The following is a 19,956-nucleotide window of genomic DNA, read 5'->3' on the forward strand; positions in this document are numbered from 1 at the left end:
GGCCAGGCTAGCGTCTTACTGGAACACGCAATACCCGGCTATCAACCAGCGCTGATCGACTTTGACGAACTTGAATTCCGCTTCCCATTGATAAGGCGAGATCACGGTCACACTGGCTTTGTCACCATCGAGTTTGATGGTCTTGGCCTTGATTTTCTTGATGAAAGACGGTTTGTACTCATATTCCTGGGCGCAAAAGAAGATATCCATATCTTCCGTCTCCATCAAGGGTCCACGGCCATCCCTGGCCATCTGGGCAAACTCGGCATCGGTATACGCCTGGAACTGTTGCTGGTACTTGCCATAATAACGCTGCAGTGCCGCTGGGAAACCGGGTGCAAAATAACCGGAAGCCATGAATTTGTCACCGAAAGCCTTGAGGTTTTTGGTATCAAGCTGGAATTTCTTGCTGCCAGTGATATCTTTGATTTGCGGCTGCAAGGCAGAAACCTGTTTGCCATTTTTTAGCACCCAGCCATAAAAACCTTGCACGCCTCCCATTAATGCCTGTTCATCCTGGCTGCTGGCACTGGCCAAGGGCGCGCTGCTGAATAAGGCGGCGATCAAAACGATGCTCAGGCTGGTTTTCATATGGCGGTACTTTCAGGAGCTGATTGGTAAACCCGACAAGAAGTATGGTAACTCATGCATGCTGGAAAATCGCGGCACCTGTGGATAAGCATGCACTTGCCCGGCACTCCCAAACCAGTAAGCTTGCATGCCCGCAGCGATGGCTGCCTGTATGCCTACCTCGCTGTCTTCAATGACGAGGCAATCTGCGGGAGCAAACCCCATTTGCCTGGCCGCGTGCAAAAACAAATCCGGCTCTGGCTTCCAGGAAGAAATGTCGTAGGAGCTATAGATGCGCTCACCAAAGAACTGGCTCAAGCCAGTCAGGCTCAGTGCTTTCCTGATTTTATGCGGCGGCCCGGCAGATGCGACACAGATGGGCAAGTCCAGTTGCTGTAAAACTTCAAGGACACCAGGGAAAGCCTGCAAAGACGCATCGAATAATAGGTCTACGGTACGTCGGTAACTCTGCATAAAATCCTGGCCCAGTTGCAGGCCATGCTGCTGCGACAAGGCACTACAGATATCTGCCAGTTTGCGGCCACGAAAGCGCTGCGTCAGATCAGCAAGATCTTCTTGCACACCATAGCATTGCAATTCTTTTTGCAAACCAAGGTTGCACAAGCCTTCGCTGTCGACCAGCGTGCCATCGCAATCAAAGATCAGGCAACTGGATTTGCGCAGCGGGGAATTCATTTTCCCTGTGCAGCGTTTAAGACTATCTCTGCATTCATCTCGCCCTCTTCGTCTACACCTGTTTCTACAAATCCAAAACTGGCATAAAAATCTTTGGCTACCGGGTTTTCTGGCAGATAGCAAATGGTGATGCGTTCTGCATCCAGGTCCTGGCGTATTTCCTCGATCGCCAATTGCAAGGCCTGCCGCCCTATGCCCCTGCCCTGTTGACGATGATCGATCATGAAGCGATGTATGGCATATTCCCTGGGGCGATGTTCATCATGCATGGTCTTGTACATCAAAAAACCGGACAACTGCTCATCCACATAAATGGCACGCGGCCTGTAGTAAATATCGTATTTGGACTGCGCCAGAGAATAGGCATTACTGGCCAGATAATTTTCCTGATGGGGCAGCAAGGGCAGATGAATGACTTCATCAAAATTATCGATATCTACTTCTCTCAGTTGTATCTTCATCGCGCTTTTAATGTGCGGCATGCGGCACTACGGTCACACAGGGATGCGGCAAATTGCCATCACCATATGTGCGCAAGACTTCTGCCACAATGACTTGATACCCATCCAGCCACTTTGCCTGCGCCGCCTTGGCTTGCTGGTGTATAGGATTATTGATCAGCGATTGCAGGGCTTCCAGACTATCCCAGTAATACACATTGGAAACCTGGCCTGTTGTTGCATTCTCCCAGGTCTCTTCACCAAGATAACCTGGGATGGACTTGGCCAGGCTGACGATCTGATCATCCAGCGCATAAAAAGCGTCGTCGTATTGTTTCTTCTTGAAAGTGAAGGTGGAGGTGTACATGTGCGAGCCCGACTGATTAAATGAGCTGCAAATCATACATAGGTTTGCACGCGTCTGAACTTTTTTGTCGTATTTTTGCGCGTTTTTTTGAGCGTCAAAACAGGCATTAAAAAGTGAATCCATTTCAAGCTGAATTCTGCCCAAACCAGCTCTTCATCTTGTCCCGCGCACTCTGCCTCACCTCATCCGTAATATATAAACTGACAGTCACCAGTGCCCCCGCTATGACGCCCAGGTCATCTGTATAACCAATAACAGGCAAGACATCCGGCACTGCATCCAGCGGGAAAATGAAATAGCCCAATGCCCCAAAGATCACCGTCCTGGCCCAGGCCGGGGTTTCTGGCCTTTGCGCCGCATAATACAGGCACAGCACTTTTTCTATGACTTCGCTGCCGGCTGTTTGCGCGTATTTTTTAAGCTTGCTCCAAAAACCGCTTTCACTATAAGCCTCTGCATGTAACATGAGCCTGCTCCTTAATCATTTGCCTTTTTCACGGTAGCCAGCAAGCCTGCTGCTGCCACAAATACGCCGCCAGAAAACTGATTGAACATTTTCGCCTTGCCCTTGGAACGCAGCCAAGGCCCCATGCGTTCTGCGAACATGGCATACAACATCAGGACACTGAATTCAAAAAACACAAAGGTGCTGCACAAGACCAAAAACTGCGGCAGCTTGGCGGCAGCAGGATTGATGAACTGCGGGAAGAAGGCAGTAAAAAACAACAGGGCCTTGGGATTGCTGATACCGACCAGCATGCCTTTGACATACAGGCGCAGGCGGGTGCCGCGCAGCTCGGTTTCCGTGGGTAAGACAAAATCGCTGCTTTTGGCACGCAGGCTGCTGATACCCAGATACAAGAGGTAGGCCACACCAAGGTATTTGATGACGGTAAACACCAGCGCCGATGTAGCCAGGATGGCACCTATGCCTATCGCCGAGCAAGTCATGATGGCGATGAGGGAAGTGATATTCCCCAAGGCAGGGAACAGGGTCATGCGGGCACCAAAGTTGATGCTATTGGTAATACACATCAGCACGGCCGGGCCGGGGGTGATGGTCAATACCAATACGGCGACGACATACAGCAACCAGGTTTCTATAGACATGAGGGCTCCCTGAAATTAAACATCCTGACAGGGATATCTTAGTCGATTTCAGGGCTGGCTATCGTTTTCACTCAAATTCAGGAAGATTTCACCACTTTGCGTGCAGCAGTTGCAGGTGGAGGTGGTCTAAGTGGTGCAGGTGGTGCAGGTAATGTATATGCCGCCCATTCCGGTTTTTGCTCCTTGCCGCTATCAACGATGACCATATAGCGGCCCGCCCAGGGATTGTCCTGGCGATTTTTATCGAGTACCCAGAATTTCTTACCCTCAGCCAGCGCCTGTAGGTAGTCGGCATCCAGGACAGAATAGTGATCAAGCAAGAAATTCAAAGTCCCAGGTATGCGCACACAGCCCTTGGATTGCACTGTGCCCAGGCGCGATTCGAGTAAGCCGGGGTCAGTAGCATGCATTTGCAGGCGCATGTCGGCAATGATTTTATCGCCCCAACCTTTTTTCGCCTTTTGCCAGCCAAAATCAAAGACTCGCCTGCCCTTGGCACCATAACCACGTATGCCCTTGCTGTTTTTACTGCCTTCAGCGCGATAATCCAGGTTGGCCAGGCTATGGGCATATACTCCTAGGGGTGTTTCAAAATGCTCAAAACCAGGTGAGCGGCCTGTCGATACCGGCGATGCGCCTATCAACTGGTACTGCCCTTCCTGGTCCAGCCAGAACAGCATGGCGACCTGGACTTTGGGGTTGCGGTCTACCAGCAAGATATATTGCGAAGGCAAGTTGCTGATATTGCTAGTGGCCAGCACAGTCGCCATCTGGTCTATATAGTTTTGCAAGTCTTCGGCTGCGGGCTGGACTTGTTGTTCTACCGTACTGGCATAGATATCTTTCAAGCTCAGGGGGGATTCCAGCGCCTGGACAGGCCCGGCAAAGGCAAGCGCCACCATGATGGCGAGGGTAGGTTTGAGCAGGGATGGAAGCATGTTGGGATCGCGAAAAAGTCTGGTCGGCACACAGGACGTCCGCATCTGCATGTGGACAAGTGCATAGTTTCAATATGCCGCAGTTTCATGCCACCAGACAAGCTTTACAGCATGCTGGGACGCATTTGTTGCAACTTTGACTCACGGCATCGCTCTAATGCCAGAAAGCCTATATTCATTTACAAGCCCATCCGCTTACTGAGGAGCATGCTGTGAAACAGAACAATTTGATGTTGATGATTCCCTTCTTGCTTGCCCTGCTGGCGAGCCACCCGGCACTGGCGACGGGCAACAATTGCTCAAATAAGGATATCGCCTGTGTATCAGGTGGCATAGGTAGTACAGAACGGGAAGAATTGCAGCAGCAAGCTGGACAATACAGCTTGTGGCTACGCACTGTCGCCAGTAAATCAGGCGCTTATCTGGCGAATATCAAGGTCATTGTTCGCGATGAAAAGACCAGGGCAGTGTTAATGAACGTGACACTGGATGGCCCCTGGCTATTTCTTGGTTTGCATGAAGGCCGCTATGAAATTGAGGCGCAATATCATGACCCCGTGAAACGCTCAGACCAGATCGTCAAGCAAGTCACCGATATCAGAAAAGGCAAACAACGCCAGATGCTGATGTACTTTGAGGCCAGTAATGTGGGTGAATTGAATTACAAGCCGGCTTCTTAGCAGCGCCAAGGCTTTAGTCCAGATAAATCCTGGGCTTATACACTTCCATGAAATTGTCCGGTCTGCTCAATGGAGTAAAGCCAAATTTTTCATACAGGCCGGCAGCGGTGCTCGTGGACAGCGTGAAGCGGCGCAGCTTGCTGACAACCGGGTGGGCCATGACTTCTTCCATCAATAATCTGGATATGCCCTTGCCGCGCATATCCGTGACGACAAAGACATCGACCAGGTTACCAAAGGTGGCCATGTCGGTGATGATGCGACAAAACCCCACCATGCGCTCTTGCTGGAAGATACTGAAACACAGGGAATTGCGCAGGGATTCCTCTACTACAGGTCGTGGAATACCGGTGGCCCAGCCACTTTCCGTACTCAGAAATTGATGGACGACATCAATGTCTATCTTGTCCTGATCGGTCGTGATCCAGTATTCACCACCCTGCGCTGTACTCATGCGGTATTGCCTTTCTAAAATGAAATTACCGGAGTTCTGACCTGGAACCAGCTTGCAAGTTCACTGACCGCCTGCAACCACGGTGGCCAGGTAATTATTCTTGATGCGCACATAGTGCTCGGCTGAATATTTGAAATAGCTGATTTCTTCCGGCGTCAGGGCACGTACCTTGACTGCCGGGCGGCCTACATACAGAAAGCCACTTTCCAGTACCTTGCCCGGTGGCACCAGGCTGCCCGCACCCAGCATGACATGCTTGTGGATAACGACATCATCCATGACGATGCTGCCCATGCCTATCAGACATTCATCGCCTATATTGCAGCCATGCAAGATAACGGAATGGGCAATCGTCACATAGTCACCAATGATGAGCGGCGAACCAGCGGGCTTGCTGGCATTCTTGTGCGAAACATGACCCATGGCCAGGTCCTGGACATTGCTGCTACGGCCTATGCGTATATGATTGACATCGCCACGCAAGACGGCATTGCACCAGATAGAGCTGTCTGGCCCCAGTTGTACATCACCAATGATCTGGGCGCTGGGATGCAGATAACAATTCTCGGAAATTTCAGGAAAGCTGTTCAGGTAAGGGCTGAGTGGCATGGTGTTAGGATTCAGGCTTGATGATTGGTAGTCAGTTAGCTTCTGATTTTAACTGATCAATATCATCAAGCCCATGTGGGTAAATACTTAGAACTTATTTCACTAATGGGCTGAGATGCATTCTAAATATCCACAGGATCAATTTCCACCGACCACCTGACCCGGCTTTTCATGGCACGCAGATCAGCTATCCAGGCTTTGACAAAGGCTTGCAGGGCCGGGCGTGAGACTGACTCTACCAGCAATTGTGCCCTATCGACATTGGCCACCCGTGTCATGGTCATGGGGATGGGGTCATTGATCATGATGCCCTGATGCTCGGTACAGAGCGCCGCTTCTTTCAAAAAGACGATGGCGGTTTCCAGCTCTTTGGCTTCTGCCCGCAATAAAGCCTGGTACATGAAGGGTGGCATATGGGCTTGCTGGCGTTCATCCAGCAAGTCTTTGGCAAAGTCGGGGTAATTATGTGACATCAGCGCATGGTAGAGCGGATGGTCGGGGTAGCGGGTTTGTACCAGTACCTCGGATGCATTACCGCCCTCTTTTTGCGCAGCCCGCCCGGCCCGGCCTGCCACCTGCATGAGCTGGGCAAACAGGCGTTCACTGGCGCGGTAGTCTTGTGAGAATAAAGCGGCATCCGGGTTCAGCGCTGCCACCAGAGTCAGGCGTTTGAAGTCATGCCCCTTGGCCACCATTTGCGTACCGATCAGGATATCAACTTCACCGGCATGCACGCGTTCAAATGCGGCGGCAGCACTGCCTTTGAGGCGGGTGGAGTCGGCATCAATACGGAATACCCTTGCCTCAGGGAACAGCAGGGCCAGGCCTTCTTCCATGCGCTGGGTGCCGCGACCCAGGGGTTGCAGGTCAATATTGCCGCAAGTCGGACATGAGCGCGGTATGCGTTGCTCAAGGCCGCAGTGATGACAACGCAATCTATGGTCACCTTTATGCAAGACCAGATGGGCAGTGCAGCGGGTGCAATTGCTGATCCAGCCGCAGGCATCGCAAGCCAGCACTGGTGCATAACCGCGTCGGTTAAGGAACAGGAGTGATTGCTCACCCTTCTCCAGACGCAGCTTAATCGCGCCTATCAATCTTTGCGTCAAACCTTCACTAGGCTTTTCTCTTTCCAGATTGATGATACGTATGATGGGCAAAACCGCGCGCTGGACTGCGCGCTCGCGCAATTCCAGCAGGCGATAACGGCCAGTCTGCGCGCCCTGCCAGCTTTCCAGCGAAGGCGTGGCAGAGCCCAGCAAAATGGGGATGGAGAGCTGGCGGGCCCGCCATACCGCCAGGTCACGGGCAGAATAACGCAAGCCTTCCTGTTGCTTATAGGAAGGGTCATGCTCTTCATCGATAATGATCAGCTTCAGCCTGGGTAGGGAGGCCAGCATCGCCAGCCGCGTACCGAGCACGATGCGGGCACGTCCGGTATGCGCTGCTAACCAATGTAGCAAGCGCTCACCCTCAGCCATGCCACTATGCAGGGTGGATAGCATCAGGCCTGGGAAACGGGCGCGGATATGGGATTCCAGCTGGGGGGTCAGGTTAATCTCTGGCACCAGGATCAGGATCTGGGCATCCGGGGTTTTTGCCAGCACTTTGGCGGCGGTCTGCAAATACACTTCCGTCTTGCCACTGCCGGTGACGCCAAACAAGAGATGCGGAGCATAGCCCTCAGCTTGAGCCACAGCATCGACAGCTGCCTGTTGCTCGGGATTTAATTGCGGCTCACCCAGCGGGCTGACATCGGCCTGCTCAGGCAATTTGGCCAGCTTCTTGATGGCACGCTGCAGGGATACCGTCTTGATGGCTTTGAGGTTCCTGGGCAAGGCAGGTATCGCCACCTCGCCTATCGGCCGCTGATAATACTCGGCGGCGAACTGGCATAGCGCCAGCCATTCCCTGTTCATGGCTGGTAGTTCATGCCTGACGGCGATGACATCACGCAGCTTGGCGGGTGGGACATCTGTCTCACTCACCACATCCATGATGAGGCCGACTACTTCTTGTCGCCCAAATGGCAAAGCGACCAACTGCCCAATCTGGGGCAAGTCCGCAGTAATACCGCCCTCTTCTTGTGCTGTCCATCGATAATCGAAGGTAGTGTCAAGAGGGGTATCGAGGGCTACGCGTAAATAAACTTGTTTCACGATCTAAGCCTGGGCATGAAAATCGGCGCTAACTATTGATTTCATAAGGCTTTTTGACATATCCACAGTTTCTGTGGATAACTTTGTGGAGAAAGGTCTATTGACATCGGTTTTCGCTAGCGTTTACGTGGGTTTCGGCAAAATGGCCTGTCTAAGAGCCAAGAATTTAATCTTTTAAAATCAATGACTTAGAAAAAATGCTGGACGACAAAAAAATATTTTTGAAAATATTTTTTGTCGCCCCGATTTTGTGCATAAGTGACAGAAAATGTGCATAGAAATGCAAAATTTTACTAGCGCTAATCCATTGGTTTTCCACAGCATTTTGGCTGGAAAAGCACGCCAGTACTATGTTTTGCAGAGCAACATAACGCAATGGCAAGCCTCTCCAGCACTTGTTGTTTTGCCAGTGGCTAAATATACAGACTTTGCCAAGCAGCCCGGCAACAATACTGCCTGAGCAGCCAGTCTGCACAAACAAACTGGCAATTAAATTGTGTGACTTATGCTGGCAGACGTTGCTTACGGCTGTATTCATGCACCGTTTCGACCAGCACGCTGACAGACTCAACTGGGGTAAATTGCGAAATACCATGGCCCAGGTTAAACACATGGCCATGACCAGCCGCAGGCTTGCCATAACTATCGAGTGTAGCAATTACTTGCTGGCGAATTTGTTCTGGCTCAGCAAACAATACTGCCGGATCAAGATTGCCCTGCAAGGCCACCTTGTCGCCGACTTTGGCGCGAGCCTGACCGAGGTTCATGGTCCAGTCCAGGCCGAGGGCATCGGCACCGATATCTGCCAGTTGTTCCAGCCACAGGCCGCCGCCCTTGGTAAACACTATGGCTGGGATACGCTTGCCATCCTTCTCTTTTTGCAACTGGCTGACGATATCGCGCATATAAGATAGCGAGAATTCCTGGTAAGCACCATCTGCCAGCGCCCCGCCCCAGCTGTCAAAGATCATCACGGCCTGGGCACCCGCATCGATTTGCGCATTCAGATAAGTGGCTACGGCATCGGCGTTGGTACGCAGGATGTGGTGCATGAGGTCTGGGCGCTTGTACATCATGCTCTTGACGGTATGAAAGTCGCGCGAGCCCTGGCCTTCTACCATATAACAAGCCAGTGTCCATGGGCTGCCGGAGAAACCGATCAGCGGTACACGGCCATCCAGCGCGGTGCGGATTTGCGTTACGGCATCAAATACATATTGCAGGCTGCCTGCTTCTGGCACTTTGAGTGCCATGACGTCTTTTTCATCTTTCAGCGGACGCTCAAACTTCGGGCCCTCGCCTTCTTCAAAATACAGGCCCAGGCCCATCGCATCCGGCACGGTCAGGATATCTGAGAACAGGATGGCCGCATCCAGGCCATAACGGTCTATCGGCTGCAAAGTCACCTCAGTGGCAAAGCCGGGGTTCTTGGCCAGGCTCAGGAAAGAACCCGCACCTTTACGGGTAGCGCGGTATTCGGGCAAGTAACGGCCAGCCTGGCGCATCAGCCATAAAGGTGTGTAATCAGTTTCCTGGCGCAATAAGGCTCTCAGGAAAGTATCGTTTTTGAGTGGGGCAAAGTTCATGGATATAAAGGCTTTCTGTGAGGCTGCGCGTATTTGCTCACGCATCTGCACATCTAATGACATTGTCAAATTACGCAGGCAATTGCTGTATAAGCGACATTATCGCCTATGCGCGCAGGATAGGCATATGATCTGCAACAAGTGACGCAATTTTCAGCAAAATTTCCAGTAATAAACTGTGGATAACTTTGTGGATAGAAATGACAAAATACTAGTTTACTGATTAATTTTAAATTCGGTTAACAGGAATGTTGTGTAAGTCATTGATTCTATTGATAGTGATTACTGATTTCTAATAATTATCGATTTTTGTGCTTAAATAGCATGCAAGATAAATTGTGCATAAGTAGCAGATCTCGATTATTTTTCTTGACGATTTTGCAGAAATGTTTTCGCTAATTCTTGCGCCCAAATACTGACGCCAAGTGCTGACGGATGGTAGCCATCTTCGGCCATCTGGCGCACATCTTGAAGTTTCGCGGTAAACGGCAAATGCAAAACCTGCTGCCGGGATGCTGCCATTTCGCGATTTATTTGATCCAGGACGCGCGCTTTCATGCCCAGGACCTGGCGCAAAGGACTAGGTAGGGCGGGGAAAACTTGCATGGGAGGCACGCCTGCCAGGATGATAAAACCTGCTGGTACCAGCATGGTTTGCAACTCGTCCAGCAAGCTTTGCAACTCTGCTCTATAACTCCTGGCGGAACAAAAGCTGGTCGTATCATTGACACCAAAGGCGAGCAAAATCACATCCCAGACTGGCAATGCCTGGGCTTGCGTCTGGCGTAATGCAGCTAAAGCTGGCCTGGCCCAGGACAGGCGTGCACCGTTTTGCCCTAAAGCCTGCCATTCCACAGTGGCATACAGCTTGCCCGCCAGGGCGTTTGCCAATTGTGCTGTAATCGCCTCTTTATAATTGGCGACGCCGACTCCCGCAACGGGAGATTCTCCTATGCCCAGCACCCGCAAGTTATCCACAGGTGGACTGGCAGATACGCATACACCATAGGCCAGGTCACGGGCTTCTGGCAGGCGCGGTGTCACTGCACGGGTATGTCGCCCCTGCCAGGCCAGCAAGGGGTATAGCGGTGCTGCGATCAGCTCAGGTAAATAGCTGAACTTCATTCCACCTTGAGCTTGCTGTATTCAGGATTGCCAGGTGGATATTTAAGTTTCAGGCTCAGCATTTTTTCCTGGACTATGCTGGCAATCACCAGGTTGCGCTGGGTCTTGGAGTCAGACGGCACGGCATACCAGGGTGCATGATCGGCGTCCGTTGCCAGCAAAGTATTTTCATAGGCTTCTTGATAGGCATCCCAGTATTTGCGCTCTACCAGGTCCTGGGGGTCAAACTTCCAGTGCTTGTCAGGATCAGCCAGGCGTTCTTCCAGCCTGGCTTTTTGCTCTGCCTTGGAAATATGCAGGAAGAATTTCAGGATTACCGTACCAGTCTCAGCCAGCATGCGTTCAAAGTCGCGAATTTGCGCATAACGGCGCTTGCATTCTGCCTGGTCTATCCAGTCATGCACGCGGGTAATCAAGACATCTTCATAATGGCTGCGATTGAAAATGGTGATCTCCCCCTTGCCTGGTAATTCTTTATGTACACGCCATAGATAATCATGGTTTTTTTCATCTGTGCTAGGGGCTTTAAAGGCCACTGTGCGTGCCCCCAGGGGATTGATTTGCCCGAACACACCTTTGACCGTGCCATCTTTGCCTGAGGTATCCATGCCCTGCAGGATTATCAGCAGCTTGCGGTCATGAGCGGCATACAAGAGATTTTGCAGGTCAGAAATTTCTTCTGCCAATTTTAATGTCGCCAGTTTGTCGGCAGCCTTTCCGCCATCTTTATCCTCGCCAGCACTGCCCAAAGGCTTCTTTTTTGCATTTGCATCTTTGACCTGAAATTCTTTCGTGATGCGAAACTGTTCGGCTATGGTCATGCTATCCCTTTCATTTGAACTCTGGTGCGTTGCATTACAATCGTATACGGTGTTCTATCTTGATGCACCTGTCCATCACTACTTTGATGCCTGCAACTTCGGCCCTGGCAGCAGCTGCCTCATTGATGATGCCTGATTGCATCCATAGATAGGGGGCGGCAATCTGTATCGCCTCTTCGACGATGGGTGGAATATCCGCCGCATTGCGGAAGCAATCGACGATATCGATACGATGCGCTGCCGCGGCAGCAATCAGGTCAGGATAACAATACTCGCCCAATATCATATTCCCTGCCTCACGCGGATTAACCGGGATGATGCGATAGCCATGCGCCTGCATATAAGTCGCCACGCCATGACTGGGGCGGGAAGTTTTTGAGGACAGGCCGACGACGGCGATGGTTTTACTTTTGCTCAGTATTTCAGCAATCAAGTCTTGTTCCATAGGCATGGGCAGTTCCAGTATTGGTCCAGTTTGGCAGAATGGAAAAACAAAAAGGCAGCCTTAGCTGCCTTTCCATTGTACTGCTTTCGTCGCAAAAAAATTTTCGCAGCGAAATTAACGCTTTTGACGCAATCTTTGTATCGCTGCCAATTGGGCGATCGCCGAAGCCAATTCTGCCTGTGCTTGCGCATAGTCAATTTTGGAATCACGATTAACCAAAGCTTGTTCTGCCAGTCTCTTGGCTTCATTGGCTTTGGCTTCGTCCAGATCGTGACCGCGAATCGCTGTATCGGCCAAAACTGTCACTGCATCTGGTTGCACTTCAAGCAGGCCACCGGCGACGAATACGAATTCGTCTTCCGCTTTGCCTGGAACCTTGATGCGCACCGCGCCCGGCTTGATGCGGGTAATCAGTGGTGTATGTTTCGGATAGATACCCAATTCACCAGCCTCACCCGGCAACGCGACGAATTCGGCTTCACCGGAGAAGATCAGCTCTTCTGCGGAAACCACGTCAACGTGAATAGTGTGTGCCATGTTGGACCCTTATTATTCGCTCAAAAAAGCTATGGTGCAGTCAATCAATCAACTGCACCGCCAGTGCGTAATTACGCAGCCAGTTTTTTCGCTTTTTCGATTGCTTCGTCGATAGTACCTACCATGTAGAACGCTTGTTCTGGCAGGTGATCGAGTTCGCCGGAAGCGATCATTTTGAAACCACGGATCGTTTCTTTCAAGGAAACATATTTACCTGGAGCACCGGTAAACACTTCAGCAACGTGGAAAGGCTGAGACAGGAAACGCTGCATCTTACGTGCACGTGCAACCAGCAGTTTGTCTTCAGGAGCCAATTCATCCATACCCAGAATCGCGATAATGTCGCGCAATTCTTTGTAGCGCTGCAAAGTACCTTGAACAGCGCGGGCTGTTTCATAATGCTCTACACCAACCACTTGTGGGTCCAGCTGACGGGATGTTGAATCCAGTGGATCAACCGCAGGGTAGATACCCAGGGAAGCGATGTCACGGGACAGAACAACGGTGGAATCCAAGTGAGCAAATGTTGTTGCTGGAGATGGATCGGTCAAGTCATCCGCTGGAACATATACGGCCTGAATGGACGTAATGGAACCAGTTTTTGTGGAAGTAATACGCTCTTGCAGACGGCCCATTTCTTCAGCCAGTGTAGGTTGATAACCCACGGCGGAAGGCATACGACCCAGCAAAGCGGATACTTCAGTACCAGCCAGTGTGTAACGGTAGATGTTATCCACGAAGAACAAAACGTCTTTGCCTTCGTCACGGAAACCTTCAGCAATCGTCAAACCTGTCAGAGCAACGCGCAGACGGTTACCTGGTGGTTCATTCATCTGACCATACACCATCGCTACTTTGGAGTTTTCTGGATTTTCCAGATCCACCACTTTAGCGTCAGCCATTTCGTGGTAGAAGTCATTACCCTCACGAGTACGCTCACCCACACCGGCAAACACGGACAAACCGCTGTGTGCCTTGGCGATGTTGTTAATCAATTCCATCATGTTAACGGTCTTGCCTACACCCGCACCACCGAACAGACCGACCTTACCACCTTTAGCGAATGGGCAAACCAGATCAATAACTTTGATACCGGTTTCCAGCAATTCCTGGGATGGGGACAGTTCGTCGTAAGCAGGGGCTTTACGGTGGATGGATGCTGTCTGCTCGTGGCTGACAGGACCGCATTCATCGATAGGGTTGCCCAGTACGTCCATGATGCGGCCCAGCGTTGCTTTGCCGGTTGGTACCATGATAGGGTTGCCAGTGTTGGAAATAGTCATGCCGCGACGCAGACCATCAGAAGTACCCAGAGCAATAGTACGGACGATGCCGTCACCCAATTGCTGCTGAACTTCCAATGTCAGCTCGGAGCCTTCCATTTTCAAGGCGTCATAAATCTTAGGCATCGCGTCGCGTGGAAATTCAACGTCCACAACAGCGCCGATACACTGAACGATTTTGCCATTAGCCATGTTCGTTCCTTCTTAATATTTAAATTCAGTTTAGACCGCTGCCGCGCCGGCGACGATCTCGGAGAGCTCTTTGGTAATGGCGGCTTGACGGGTTTTGTTATAAACCAGTTTCAGTTCGCCAATCACGTTACCTGCGTTATCAGTTGCTGATTTCATCGCCACCATACGGGCCGATTGTTCAGATGCCATGTTTTCCGCTACGGCCTGGAAAATCAGTGCTTCTACATAACGTATCAACAATTCATCAATCACCGTTGCCGCATCTGGCTCATACAGATAATCCCAGGTATGGGCATTTTTATCTGTCGCCAGTTTGTCCGCTGTCAGGGGCAACAACTGCTCCATCACCGGCTCTTGCTTCATGGTGTTGATAAATCTTGTATAACTCAGGTAAACCGCGTCCAGCTTGCCTTCCTGATACGCATCCAGCAAAACTTTGACTGGACCTATCAGTTTGTCGAGGTGAGGAGTGTCGCCCAATTGTGTAACATGGGAAACCACTTGCGCACCTACGCGATTCAGGAAGCCGAGACCTTTATTACCAATTGCGACCGCTTCTATCTTTGAACCCTTACCTTCGAGTTCACGCATTTTGCTGGTGACCAGACGCAACACGTTGGTGTTGAGACCGCCACACAAACCTTTATCTGTCGTTACAACAATCACGCCAATTTTCTTGGACAGATCTTGTTGCACCATAAAAGGATGCGTGTACTCTGGGTTGGCCTGTGACAAGTTAGCCGTAATCGTACGAATCTTTTCACTGTACGGGCGAGCCGCACGCATCCGGTCCTGCGCTTTACGCATTTTGGATGCGGCGACCATTTCCATCGCCTTTGTGATCTTCTTCGTATTTTCTACGCTTTTGATCTTGCCACGTATCTCTTTGCCTGCAGCCATGAGTATTGACTCCTTCTAGCTACAGTAAATTAATAGGCGCCGGATTTTTTGAAATCAGCAATTGCGGCAGCCATGGCAGCTTCGCCATCTTTGTCCAGTTGCTTGGTTTCTTCGATCTTCTGCAGCAATGCTGCATGGCTGGTTTTCATGAAATTGTGCACGCCTGCTTCGAATGCCAGCACTTGCTTGACCGGTACATCATCCAGGAAGCCTTTGTTCACGGAGAACAGAGTAACGGCCATCAGGGAGATAGACAGTGGAGCATATTGAGCTTGCTTCAACAATTCAGTCACGCGGGCACCACGATCGAGCTGCTTGCGTGTTACTTCATCGAGGTCAGAAGCGAACTGGGCAAACGCTGCCAATTCACGGTACTGTGCCAAGTCATTACGGATACCGCCGGACAAGTTTTTGATCACTTTAGTCTGCGCAGCACCACCAACGCGGGAAACCGAGATACCAGCGTTAATCGCTGGACGGATACCGGCATTGAACAAGGATGTTTCCAGGAAGATCTGACCGTCAGTAATCGAAATTACGTTGGTAGGAACGAAAGCGGAAACGTCACCAGCTTGAGTTTCAATGATAGGCAATGCTGTCAAAGAACCTGTTTTACCTTTAACTTCACCTTTGGTGAAAGCTTCAACGTAGTCTGGGTTAACGCGTGCTGCACGTTCCAGCAAACGGCTGTGCAAATAGAATACGTCACCTGGGTAAGCTTCGCGGCCTGGTGGGCGGCGCAGCAACAGGGAAACCTGACGGTAAGCAACAGCTTGTTTGGACAGATCATCATAAATGATCAGTGCATCTTGACCGCGGTCACGGAAGTATTCACCCATCGCGCAACCGGAGTAGGCGGATACGTATTGCATCGCTGCAGATTCAGCAGCAGTAGCAGCAACAACGATGGTGTATTCCATGGCGCCGTGGGCTTCGAGAGCACGCACAACGTTTTTAACGGAAGAAGCTTTTTGACCAATCGCTACATAGATACATGTAACGTTTTGACCTTTTTGATTGATCACGGCATCGATCGCAACAGCTGTTTTACCAGTTTGACGATCGCCAATGATCAATTCGCGCTGACCACGACCAACCGGTACCATGGAGTCGATAGACTTCAGGCCAGTTTGCATAGGTTCAGAAACGGATTGACGTGCAATAACGCCAGGCGCAATCTTTTCGATAGGCGCGGACAGTTTTGCATTGATAGGACCTTTGCCGTCGATAGGCTGACCCAGCGCGTTAACTACACGACCACGCAGTTCAGGACCGATAGGCACTTCCAGAATACGGCCGGTACATTTAACTGTATCGCCTTCGGAGATGTGTTCGTAGTCACCCAGGATAACGGCACCAACGGAATCACGTTCCAGGTTCAGCGCCAGACCAAATGTGTTGCCTGGGAATTCCAGCATCTCACCTTGCATCGCGTCAGACAGACCGTGAATGCGGCAGATACCGTCGGTAACGGAGATAACCGTACCTTGATTGCGAATCTCAGCTGTGTCGCCAAGGCCTTGGATCCGGCTCTTGATCAGCTCGCTGATTTCAGATGGGTTGAGTTGCATACTAACTCCTAATATTTATTACGTTCTTACGCGGTCAGGGCGACGTGCATTTTCTGCAGCTTCGCGCGTACCGACGTGTCGAGCACCTGATCACCAACCACGATGCGTACACCACCGATCAAAGAGGAATCCACTTTGACAGTAGGGTGCAACTTGCGGCCAAATTTCTTTTCCAACAGCACTGAGAGCTCGCTCAACTGAGCTGCCGACATGTCAAATGCGCTAGTTACCTCTGCATCTGCAGCGCCTTCGTGGGCGTTTTTCAGAGCATGGAACTGGAAAGCGATTTCCGGCAGCAAAGTCAGACGGTCATAGTCAGCAAGTGTGTTGATGAAGTTTTTCGCTTCAGCAGTCACTGGAGATTTGATCGCAGACAAGAAAATCTCAGCTTTTTGATCAGCCGAGACTTTGGGGTTGTGTGCAAGAGCTTGTACATCGGGATGCGCACCTACCTGTGCCATTTCGGTAACCAGGTCCGACCAGGCGGACAGGTTACCGGATTGGGCAACACGAAACAGCGCTTCTGCGTAAGGACGAGCGATCGTTGCGATTTCGGCCATGATTACAGCTCGGTTTTCAGTTGGTTCAACAGATCAGCGTGAGCAGATGCGTTGACTTCACGTTTCAGAATTTGTTCTGCACCTTTGACTGCCAGAGTGGCAACCTGGTCGCGCAATTCTTCGCGTGCTTTAGTCACTTGATTTTCAGCATCCGCTTTTGCTGCAGCAATAATGCGGGCAGCTTCAGCAGCAGCAGTGTTGCGAGCTTCTTCAACGATCAGAGCAGCGCGTTTTTCTGCGTTGACGATATGTGTTTTGCTCTCTTCACCAGCAGCAGCCAATTGAGCCTGCACGCGCTTTTCAGCAGCTTGCATTTCCAACTTGCCTTTATCAGCAGCAGCCAAACCGTCTGCAATGCGCTTCATGCGCTCATCGATCGCACCAATTACTGGTGGCCAGATGAATTTCGCAGTCACCAAAGCCAGGATGAAAAACACCCCAGCCTGGTACCACATAGATAGATTCAGATTCACTTTAGTTTCCTTATCAAATTAATCGTTCCGCAGGCCAGAGACCTGCGGTAGAAAAAGGAAAGCTATTAGCCTTTGAATGGGTTTGCAGTTGCGAAGAACATGGCGATACCAACACCGATAATGAACGCAGCATCGATCAGACCAGCCAGCAACAACATTTTACCTTGCAGTTTTTCCATCAATTCTGGTTGACGTGCAGATGCTTCCAGATATTTACCACCCATCATAGCGATACCGATACAAGCACCCAAAGCGCCCAAACCGATGATCAAACCACAAGCCAATGCAACGAAAGCGACGTTAGTCATGAGAAAACTCCTAGAAAGTTAAAATTAAAATACCAAAACCAAAAAACTAAAACCAAAAACTAAAACTTCAAAACTTAATTAATGCGCTTCGTGAGCCTGACCCATGTATACCAGAGTCAACATCATGAAAATAAAGGCTTGCAGAGGTACGATCAGGATGTGGAAGATGGACCAGGCAGAACCCAGTACCAAATGACCAATACCACCAAAAATGGAATCGGAAGCACCCAGCAAAGCTGCAATCAACAGGAACAACAATTCGCCAGCAAACATGTTGCCGAACAACCGCATACCAAGCGAGAAAGTTTTCGCTGCGTATTCAACCAGATTCAATGCCAGATTGGCAGGAAAAAGCCATGGACCAAACGGTGCTGTCAACAATTCCTTGATGAAGCCGCCCACGCCTTTGATCTTGAAGCTGTAAAACATCATCAGGCCGAAGATACCAATGGAGATACCCAGAGTACCGTTCAAGTCAGCAGTAGGAACCACGCGATGAGGCATTTCATGATCCAGGCCCAGCACTGGGAACAACCATTGAGAGAACAGATCAACTGGCAGGAAATCCAGGGAGTTCATCAATACTACCCAGACAAATACCGACAAAGCCATAGGGGCGATGAAGCTGGTGTTGCCGTGCACTATGCTTTTTGCATTGTTGTCCACCATTTCGATGAGCATTTCAACTGCGCACTGGAAACGGCCAGGAACGCCGGAAGTTGCCTTGCGTGCTGCCAGATACATAATGATCGTGCCGAGCAAGCCGCAAAAGACTGACCAGATAACCGTATCAACGTTCACATACGACATGTCCCACAAGGAGGTTTGTGCCTGGTGGCCGTGGTTTGTCAAATGCCCAAGGTGGTGGGCTATATATTCTGACGGAGTGACTTGTTCAGCTGAGCTCATGATCAGTGCCTAAAGAGTAAAATGAAATAGCTTTTCAGTACGACGATGAAGGCGATCAAAAAGGCCGGCCAGTTGACATCGGGGTACCAGAAGACAACCGCTGCCATCAGCGCGACTGTCGATATAACTTTGAAAAATTCACCGATGAAAAAACTCATCGGATTTGCTCCTCCAGGCCTCCGGGCGCTCATACTCATGCGCAACGCGAACAAGGCATTTGGAATCGCACAGGATAATCCCCCAAACAGGGCTGATAATCCGTAAGAAATATTGCCAAAAATTCCAGCCAGCAAGCTCACGACCAGCGCTGCTACCAGTTGCAGCAGTATGATGCGTGCCATGCTTCCCTCATTTATCCAGGACTTGCGCAAAATAGCAGCAATGGATCAAGCTCATCGCCAGCCCCAACATCAGTTTTGCACTGCGTTCACGGTGGGGCTTTGCTGGACTATCTTGCGTAAGTCCTATAATTTTTAAAATATGACATTGAATTTAACTGGCTTGCCACTATATAACCGGGCAGCGCAAATCCTCGCCAATCAAAACCACGGAATTATACGTGGTTGTGCGTAATAACGTCAAACGTTTGATGCATATGGTCAAACGTTTGGTGCATTGCATAAAAATGCAACATTTTGGTGCTTTTTTATTATTGTACTGGTTTTGTCGTTTTTGCTGTTTTTGCAATCAATCCGTTCAGCCAGGCCTGGCCTTGCGTCCAGCTACCCAGACCAGACTCGCCATTGATATGGCCTCTTGCACCAATCAGGTGCAGCTCGGCTCCCCAGCTGCTTGCCCAGGCTTCAACAATTGACAGATCGCACCAGGGATCATCGCTGGATGCTACCACGGCGACCGGAAACGGGAAGCTGATCTGCGGCATGGGATTAAAACTGGGCGCGGGGAAATTTGCCCGTCCCACATTGGGCGGGGCCACCAGGAATGCTGCCCTGACTTTGCTTTTATCCACTACCCCCGGCATGCCGGATGCCAGCCACCAGGCTGTCAGCGCACAACCCATGCTATGCGCCACCAGCACCACTTCATCATCAACCGCATTAACGGCAGCTGACAAAGTGGCAACCCACTGATCCTTGACTGGATGATCCCAGTCTTGTTGCTCTACTCTTTTGACGTTGGGTAATTCGGCTTCCCAGCGTGTTTGCCAGTGGCCGGGGCCTGAGCCATACAGGCCGGGTAAAGTCAGTATCTGCATGGGCTGA

At 50.7% G+C, this 19,956-nt stretch carries 26 protein-coding genes; 1 reads left to right on the forward strand and 25 read right to left on the reverse strand.

The genetic code is table 11. From position 1 onward, the window contains the following. Positions 1 to 15: 15 nt before the first annotated feature. The 7 genes from ACO0LF_RS05130 to ACO0LF_RS05160 all read right to left on the reverse strand — a co-directional run bounded on the left by ACO0LF_RS05130 (position 16) and on the right by ACO0LF_RS05160 (position 4,121). Positions 16 to 591: a hypothetical protein gene (locus ACO0LF_RS05130; protein WP_423012595.1), complete on the reverse strand. Its 576-nt coding sequence runs from the start codon at positions 589 to 591 to the stop codon at positions 16 to 18. Positions 592 to 603: 12 nt separating this feature from the next. After that, positions 604 to 1,266, reverse strand: coding sequence for an HAD-IA family hydrolase (locus ACO0LF_RS05135; protein ID WP_423012597.1), 663 nt, complete (start codon positions 1,264 to 1,266; stop codon positions 604 to 606). After that, the gene (locus tag ACO0LF_RS05140; RefSeq protein ID WP_423012599.1) at positions 1,263 to 1,748 is read right to left on the reverse strand and encodes a GNAT family N-acetyltransferase; all 486 of its coding nucleotides are present in this window, start codon (positions 1,746 to 1,748) and stop codon (positions 1,263 to 1,265) included. Before ACO0LF_RS05140 ends, ACO0LF_RS05135 begins: the two co-directional genes overlap by 4 nt. After that, positions 1,735 to 2,073, reverse strand: a complete 339-nt coding sequence (locus ACO0LF_RS05145; protein WP_423012601.1) for an antibiotic biosynthesis monooxygenase family protein — start codon at positions 2,071 to 2,073, stop codon at positions 1,735 to 1,737. Before ACO0LF_RS05145 ends, ACO0LF_RS05140 begins: the two co-directional genes overlap by 14 nt. Before the next feature lie 124 nt (positions 2,074 to 2,197). Then, the gene (locus ACO0LF_RS05150; protein WP_423012603.1) at positions 2,198 to 2,539 is read right to left on the reverse strand and encodes a YkvA family protein; all 342 of its coding nucleotides are present in this window, start codon (positions 2,537 to 2,539) and stop codon (positions 2,198 to 2,200) included. Between the two features lie 11 nt (positions 2,540 to 2,550). Further along, the gene (locus ACO0LF_RS05155; RefSeq protein ID WP_423012605.1) at positions 2,551 to 3,183 is read right to left on the reverse strand and encodes a LysE family translocator; all 633 of its coding nucleotides are present in this window, start codon (positions 3,181 to 3,183) and stop codon (positions 2,551 to 2,553) included. A gap of 77 nt (positions 3,184 to 3,260) precedes the next feature. After that, a complete protein-coding gene (locus ACO0LF_RS05160) occupies positions 3,261 to 4,121 on the reverse strand; it encodes a L,D-transpeptidase (RefSeq protein WP_423012607.1) in 861 nt (286 codons plus the stop codon). 212 nt (positions 4,122 to 4,333) lie between these two features. Here ACO0LF_RS05160 and ACO0LF_RS05165 point away from each other — a divergent pair, with 212 nt between their 5' ends. Beyond that, entirely contained in the window at positions 4,334 to 4,801 is a 468-nt protein-coding gene (locus ACO0LF_RS05165; protein ID WP_423012609.1) for a hypothetical protein, read from the forward strand. Positions 4,802 to 4,814: 13 nt separating this feature from the next. Here the strand turns inward: ACO0LF_RS05165 and ACO0LF_RS05170 are convergent, their stop codons facing one another. From ACO0LF_RS05170 to ACO0LF_RS05255, 18 genes are all read right to left on the reverse strand, one after another. Continuing rightward, entirely contained in the window at positions 4,815 to 5,255 is a 441-nt protein-coding gene (locus tag ACO0LF_RS05170) for a GNAT family N-acetyltransferase (protein WP_423012611.1), read from the reverse strand. Positions 5,256 to 5,315: 60 nt separating this feature from the next. After that, positions 5,316 to 5,864, reverse strand: a complete 549-nt coding sequence (locus ACO0LF_RS05175; RefSeq protein ID WP_423012612.1) for a gamma carbonic anhydrase family protein — start codon at positions 5,862 to 5,864, stop codon at positions 5,316 to 5,318. Between the two features lie 122 nt (positions 5,865 to 5,986). Next, a complete protein-coding gene (locus ACO0LF_RS05180) occupies positions 5,987 to 8,023 on the reverse strand; it encodes a primosomal protein N' (protein ID WP_423012613.1) in 2,037 nt (678 codons plus the stop codon). 166 nt (positions 8,024 to 8,189) lie between these two features. Beyond that, positions 8,190 to 8,561, reverse strand: coding sequence for a hypothetical protein (locus ACO0LF_RS05185; protein WP_423012615.1), 372 nt, complete (start codon positions 8,559 to 8,561; stop codon positions 8,190 to 8,192). Beyond that, positions 8,527 to 9,609, reverse strand: a complete 1,083-nt coding sequence (gene hemE / locus ACO0LF_RS05190; protein ID WP_423012617.1) for a uroporphyrinogen decarboxylase — start codon at positions 9,607 to 9,609, stop codon at positions 8,527 to 8,529. The genes ACO0LF_RS05185 and hemE overlap by 35 nt, the downstream gene beginning before the upstream one ends. A gap of 360 nt (positions 9,610 to 9,969) precedes the next feature. Then, positions 9,970 to 10,734: an SGNH/GDSL hydrolase family protein gene (locus ACO0LF_RS05195; RefSeq protein ID WP_423012619.1), complete on the reverse strand. Its 765-nt coding sequence runs from the start codon at positions 10,732 to 10,734 to the stop codon at positions 9,970 to 9,972. Then, complete coding sequence (locus tag ACO0LF_RS05200) at positions 10,731 to 11,555, reverse strand: PPK2 family polyphosphate kinase (RefSeq protein ID WP_423012621.1); 825 nt, start codon at positions 11,553 to 11,555, stop codon at positions 10,731 to 10,733. Before ACO0LF_RS05200 ends, ACO0LF_RS05195 begins: the two co-directional genes overlap by 4 nt. 34 nt (positions 11,556 to 11,589) lie before the next feature. After that, complete coding sequence (locus ACO0LF_RS05205; RefSeq protein WP_423012623.1) at positions 11,590 to 12,006, reverse strand: CoA-binding protein; 417 nt, start codon at positions 12,004 to 12,006, stop codon at positions 11,590 to 11,592. 108 nt (positions 12,007 to 12,114) lie between these two features. Beyond that, positions 12,115 to 12,537, reverse strand: a complete 423-nt coding sequence (locus ACO0LF_RS05210; protein WP_423012625.1) for a F0F1 ATP synthase subunit epsilon — start codon at positions 12,535 to 12,537, stop codon at positions 12,115 to 12,117. A 71-nt stretch (positions 12,538 to 12,608) separates the two neighbouring features. After that, complete coding sequence (atpD, locus tag ACO0LF_RS05215; protein WP_423012627.1) at positions 12,609 to 14,012, reverse strand: F0F1 ATP synthase subunit beta; 1,404 nt, start codon at positions 14,010 to 14,012, stop codon at positions 12,609 to 12,611. 30 nt (positions 14,013 to 14,042) lie between these two features. Beyond that, the gene (gene atpG / locus ACO0LF_RS05220; RefSeq protein ID WP_423012629.1) at positions 14,043 to 14,912 is read right to left on the reverse strand and encodes a F0F1 ATP synthase subunit gamma; all 870 of its coding nucleotides are present in this window, start codon (positions 14,910 to 14,912) and stop codon (positions 14,043 to 14,045) included. Positions 14,913 to 14,941: 29 nt separating this feature from the next. Then, on the reverse strand, positions 14,942 to 16,483 hold the full coding sequence (atpA, locus tag ACO0LF_RS05225; RefSeq protein WP_162044016.1) for a F0F1 ATP synthase subunit alpha: 1,542 nt from the start codon (positions 16,481 to 16,483) through the stop codon (positions 14,942 to 14,944). A gap of 26 nt (positions 16,484 to 16,509) precedes the next feature. Then, positions 16,510 to 17,043 (reverse strand): F0F1 ATP synthase subunit delta, encoded by a 534-nt coding sequence (locus tag ACO0LF_RS05230; protein WP_423012631.1) that lies wholly within the window; start codon positions 17,041 to 17,043, stop codon positions 16,510 to 16,512. A 2-nt stretch (positions 17,044 to 17,045) separates the two neighbouring features. Further along, complete coding sequence (locus ACO0LF_RS05235; RefSeq protein WP_422999512.1) at positions 17,046 to 17,516, reverse strand: F0F1 ATP synthase subunit B; 471 nt, start codon at positions 17,514 to 17,516, stop codon at positions 17,046 to 17,048. A gap of 65 nt (positions 17,517 to 17,581) precedes the next feature. Next, positions 17,582 to 17,824, reverse strand: a complete 243-nt coding sequence (gene atpE, locus ACO0LF_RS05240) for a F0F1 ATP synthase subunit C (protein WP_110254369.1) — start codon at positions 17,822 to 17,824, stop codon at positions 17,582 to 17,584. A 78-nt stretch (positions 17,825 to 17,902) separates the two neighbouring features. Beyond that, positions 17,903 to 18,733 carry a F0F1 ATP synthase subunit A gene (atpB, locus tag ACO0LF_RS05245; protein ID WP_423012633.1) on the reverse strand — a complete coding sequence of 277 codons (831 nt, stop codon included), beginning with the start codon at positions 18,731 to 18,733 and terminating at the stop codon, positions 17,903 to 17,905. Between the two features lie 2 nt (positions 18,734 to 18,735). Then, positions 18,736 to 19,074 carry an ATP synthase subunit I gene (locus ACO0LF_RS05250; protein ID WP_423012635.1) on the reverse strand — a complete coding sequence of 113 codons (339 nt, stop codon included), beginning with the start codon at positions 19,072 to 19,074 and terminating at the stop codon, positions 18,736 to 18,738. 308 nt (positions 19,075 to 19,382) lie between these two features. After that, positions 19,383 to 19,949, reverse strand: a complete 567-nt coding sequence (locus ACO0LF_RS05255) for an RBBP9/YdeN family alpha/beta hydrolase (protein ID WP_423012637.1) — start codon at positions 19,947 to 19,949, stop codon at positions 19,383 to 19,385. Positions 19,950 to 19,956 lie beyond the last annotated feature (7 nt).

This window comes from Undibacterium sp. Di27W (genome assembly GCF_049340345.1).
In the GTDB taxonomy this organism is placed as follows: Bacteria; Pseudomonadota; Gammaproteobacteria; order Burkholderiales; family Burkholderiaceae_D; genus Undibacterium.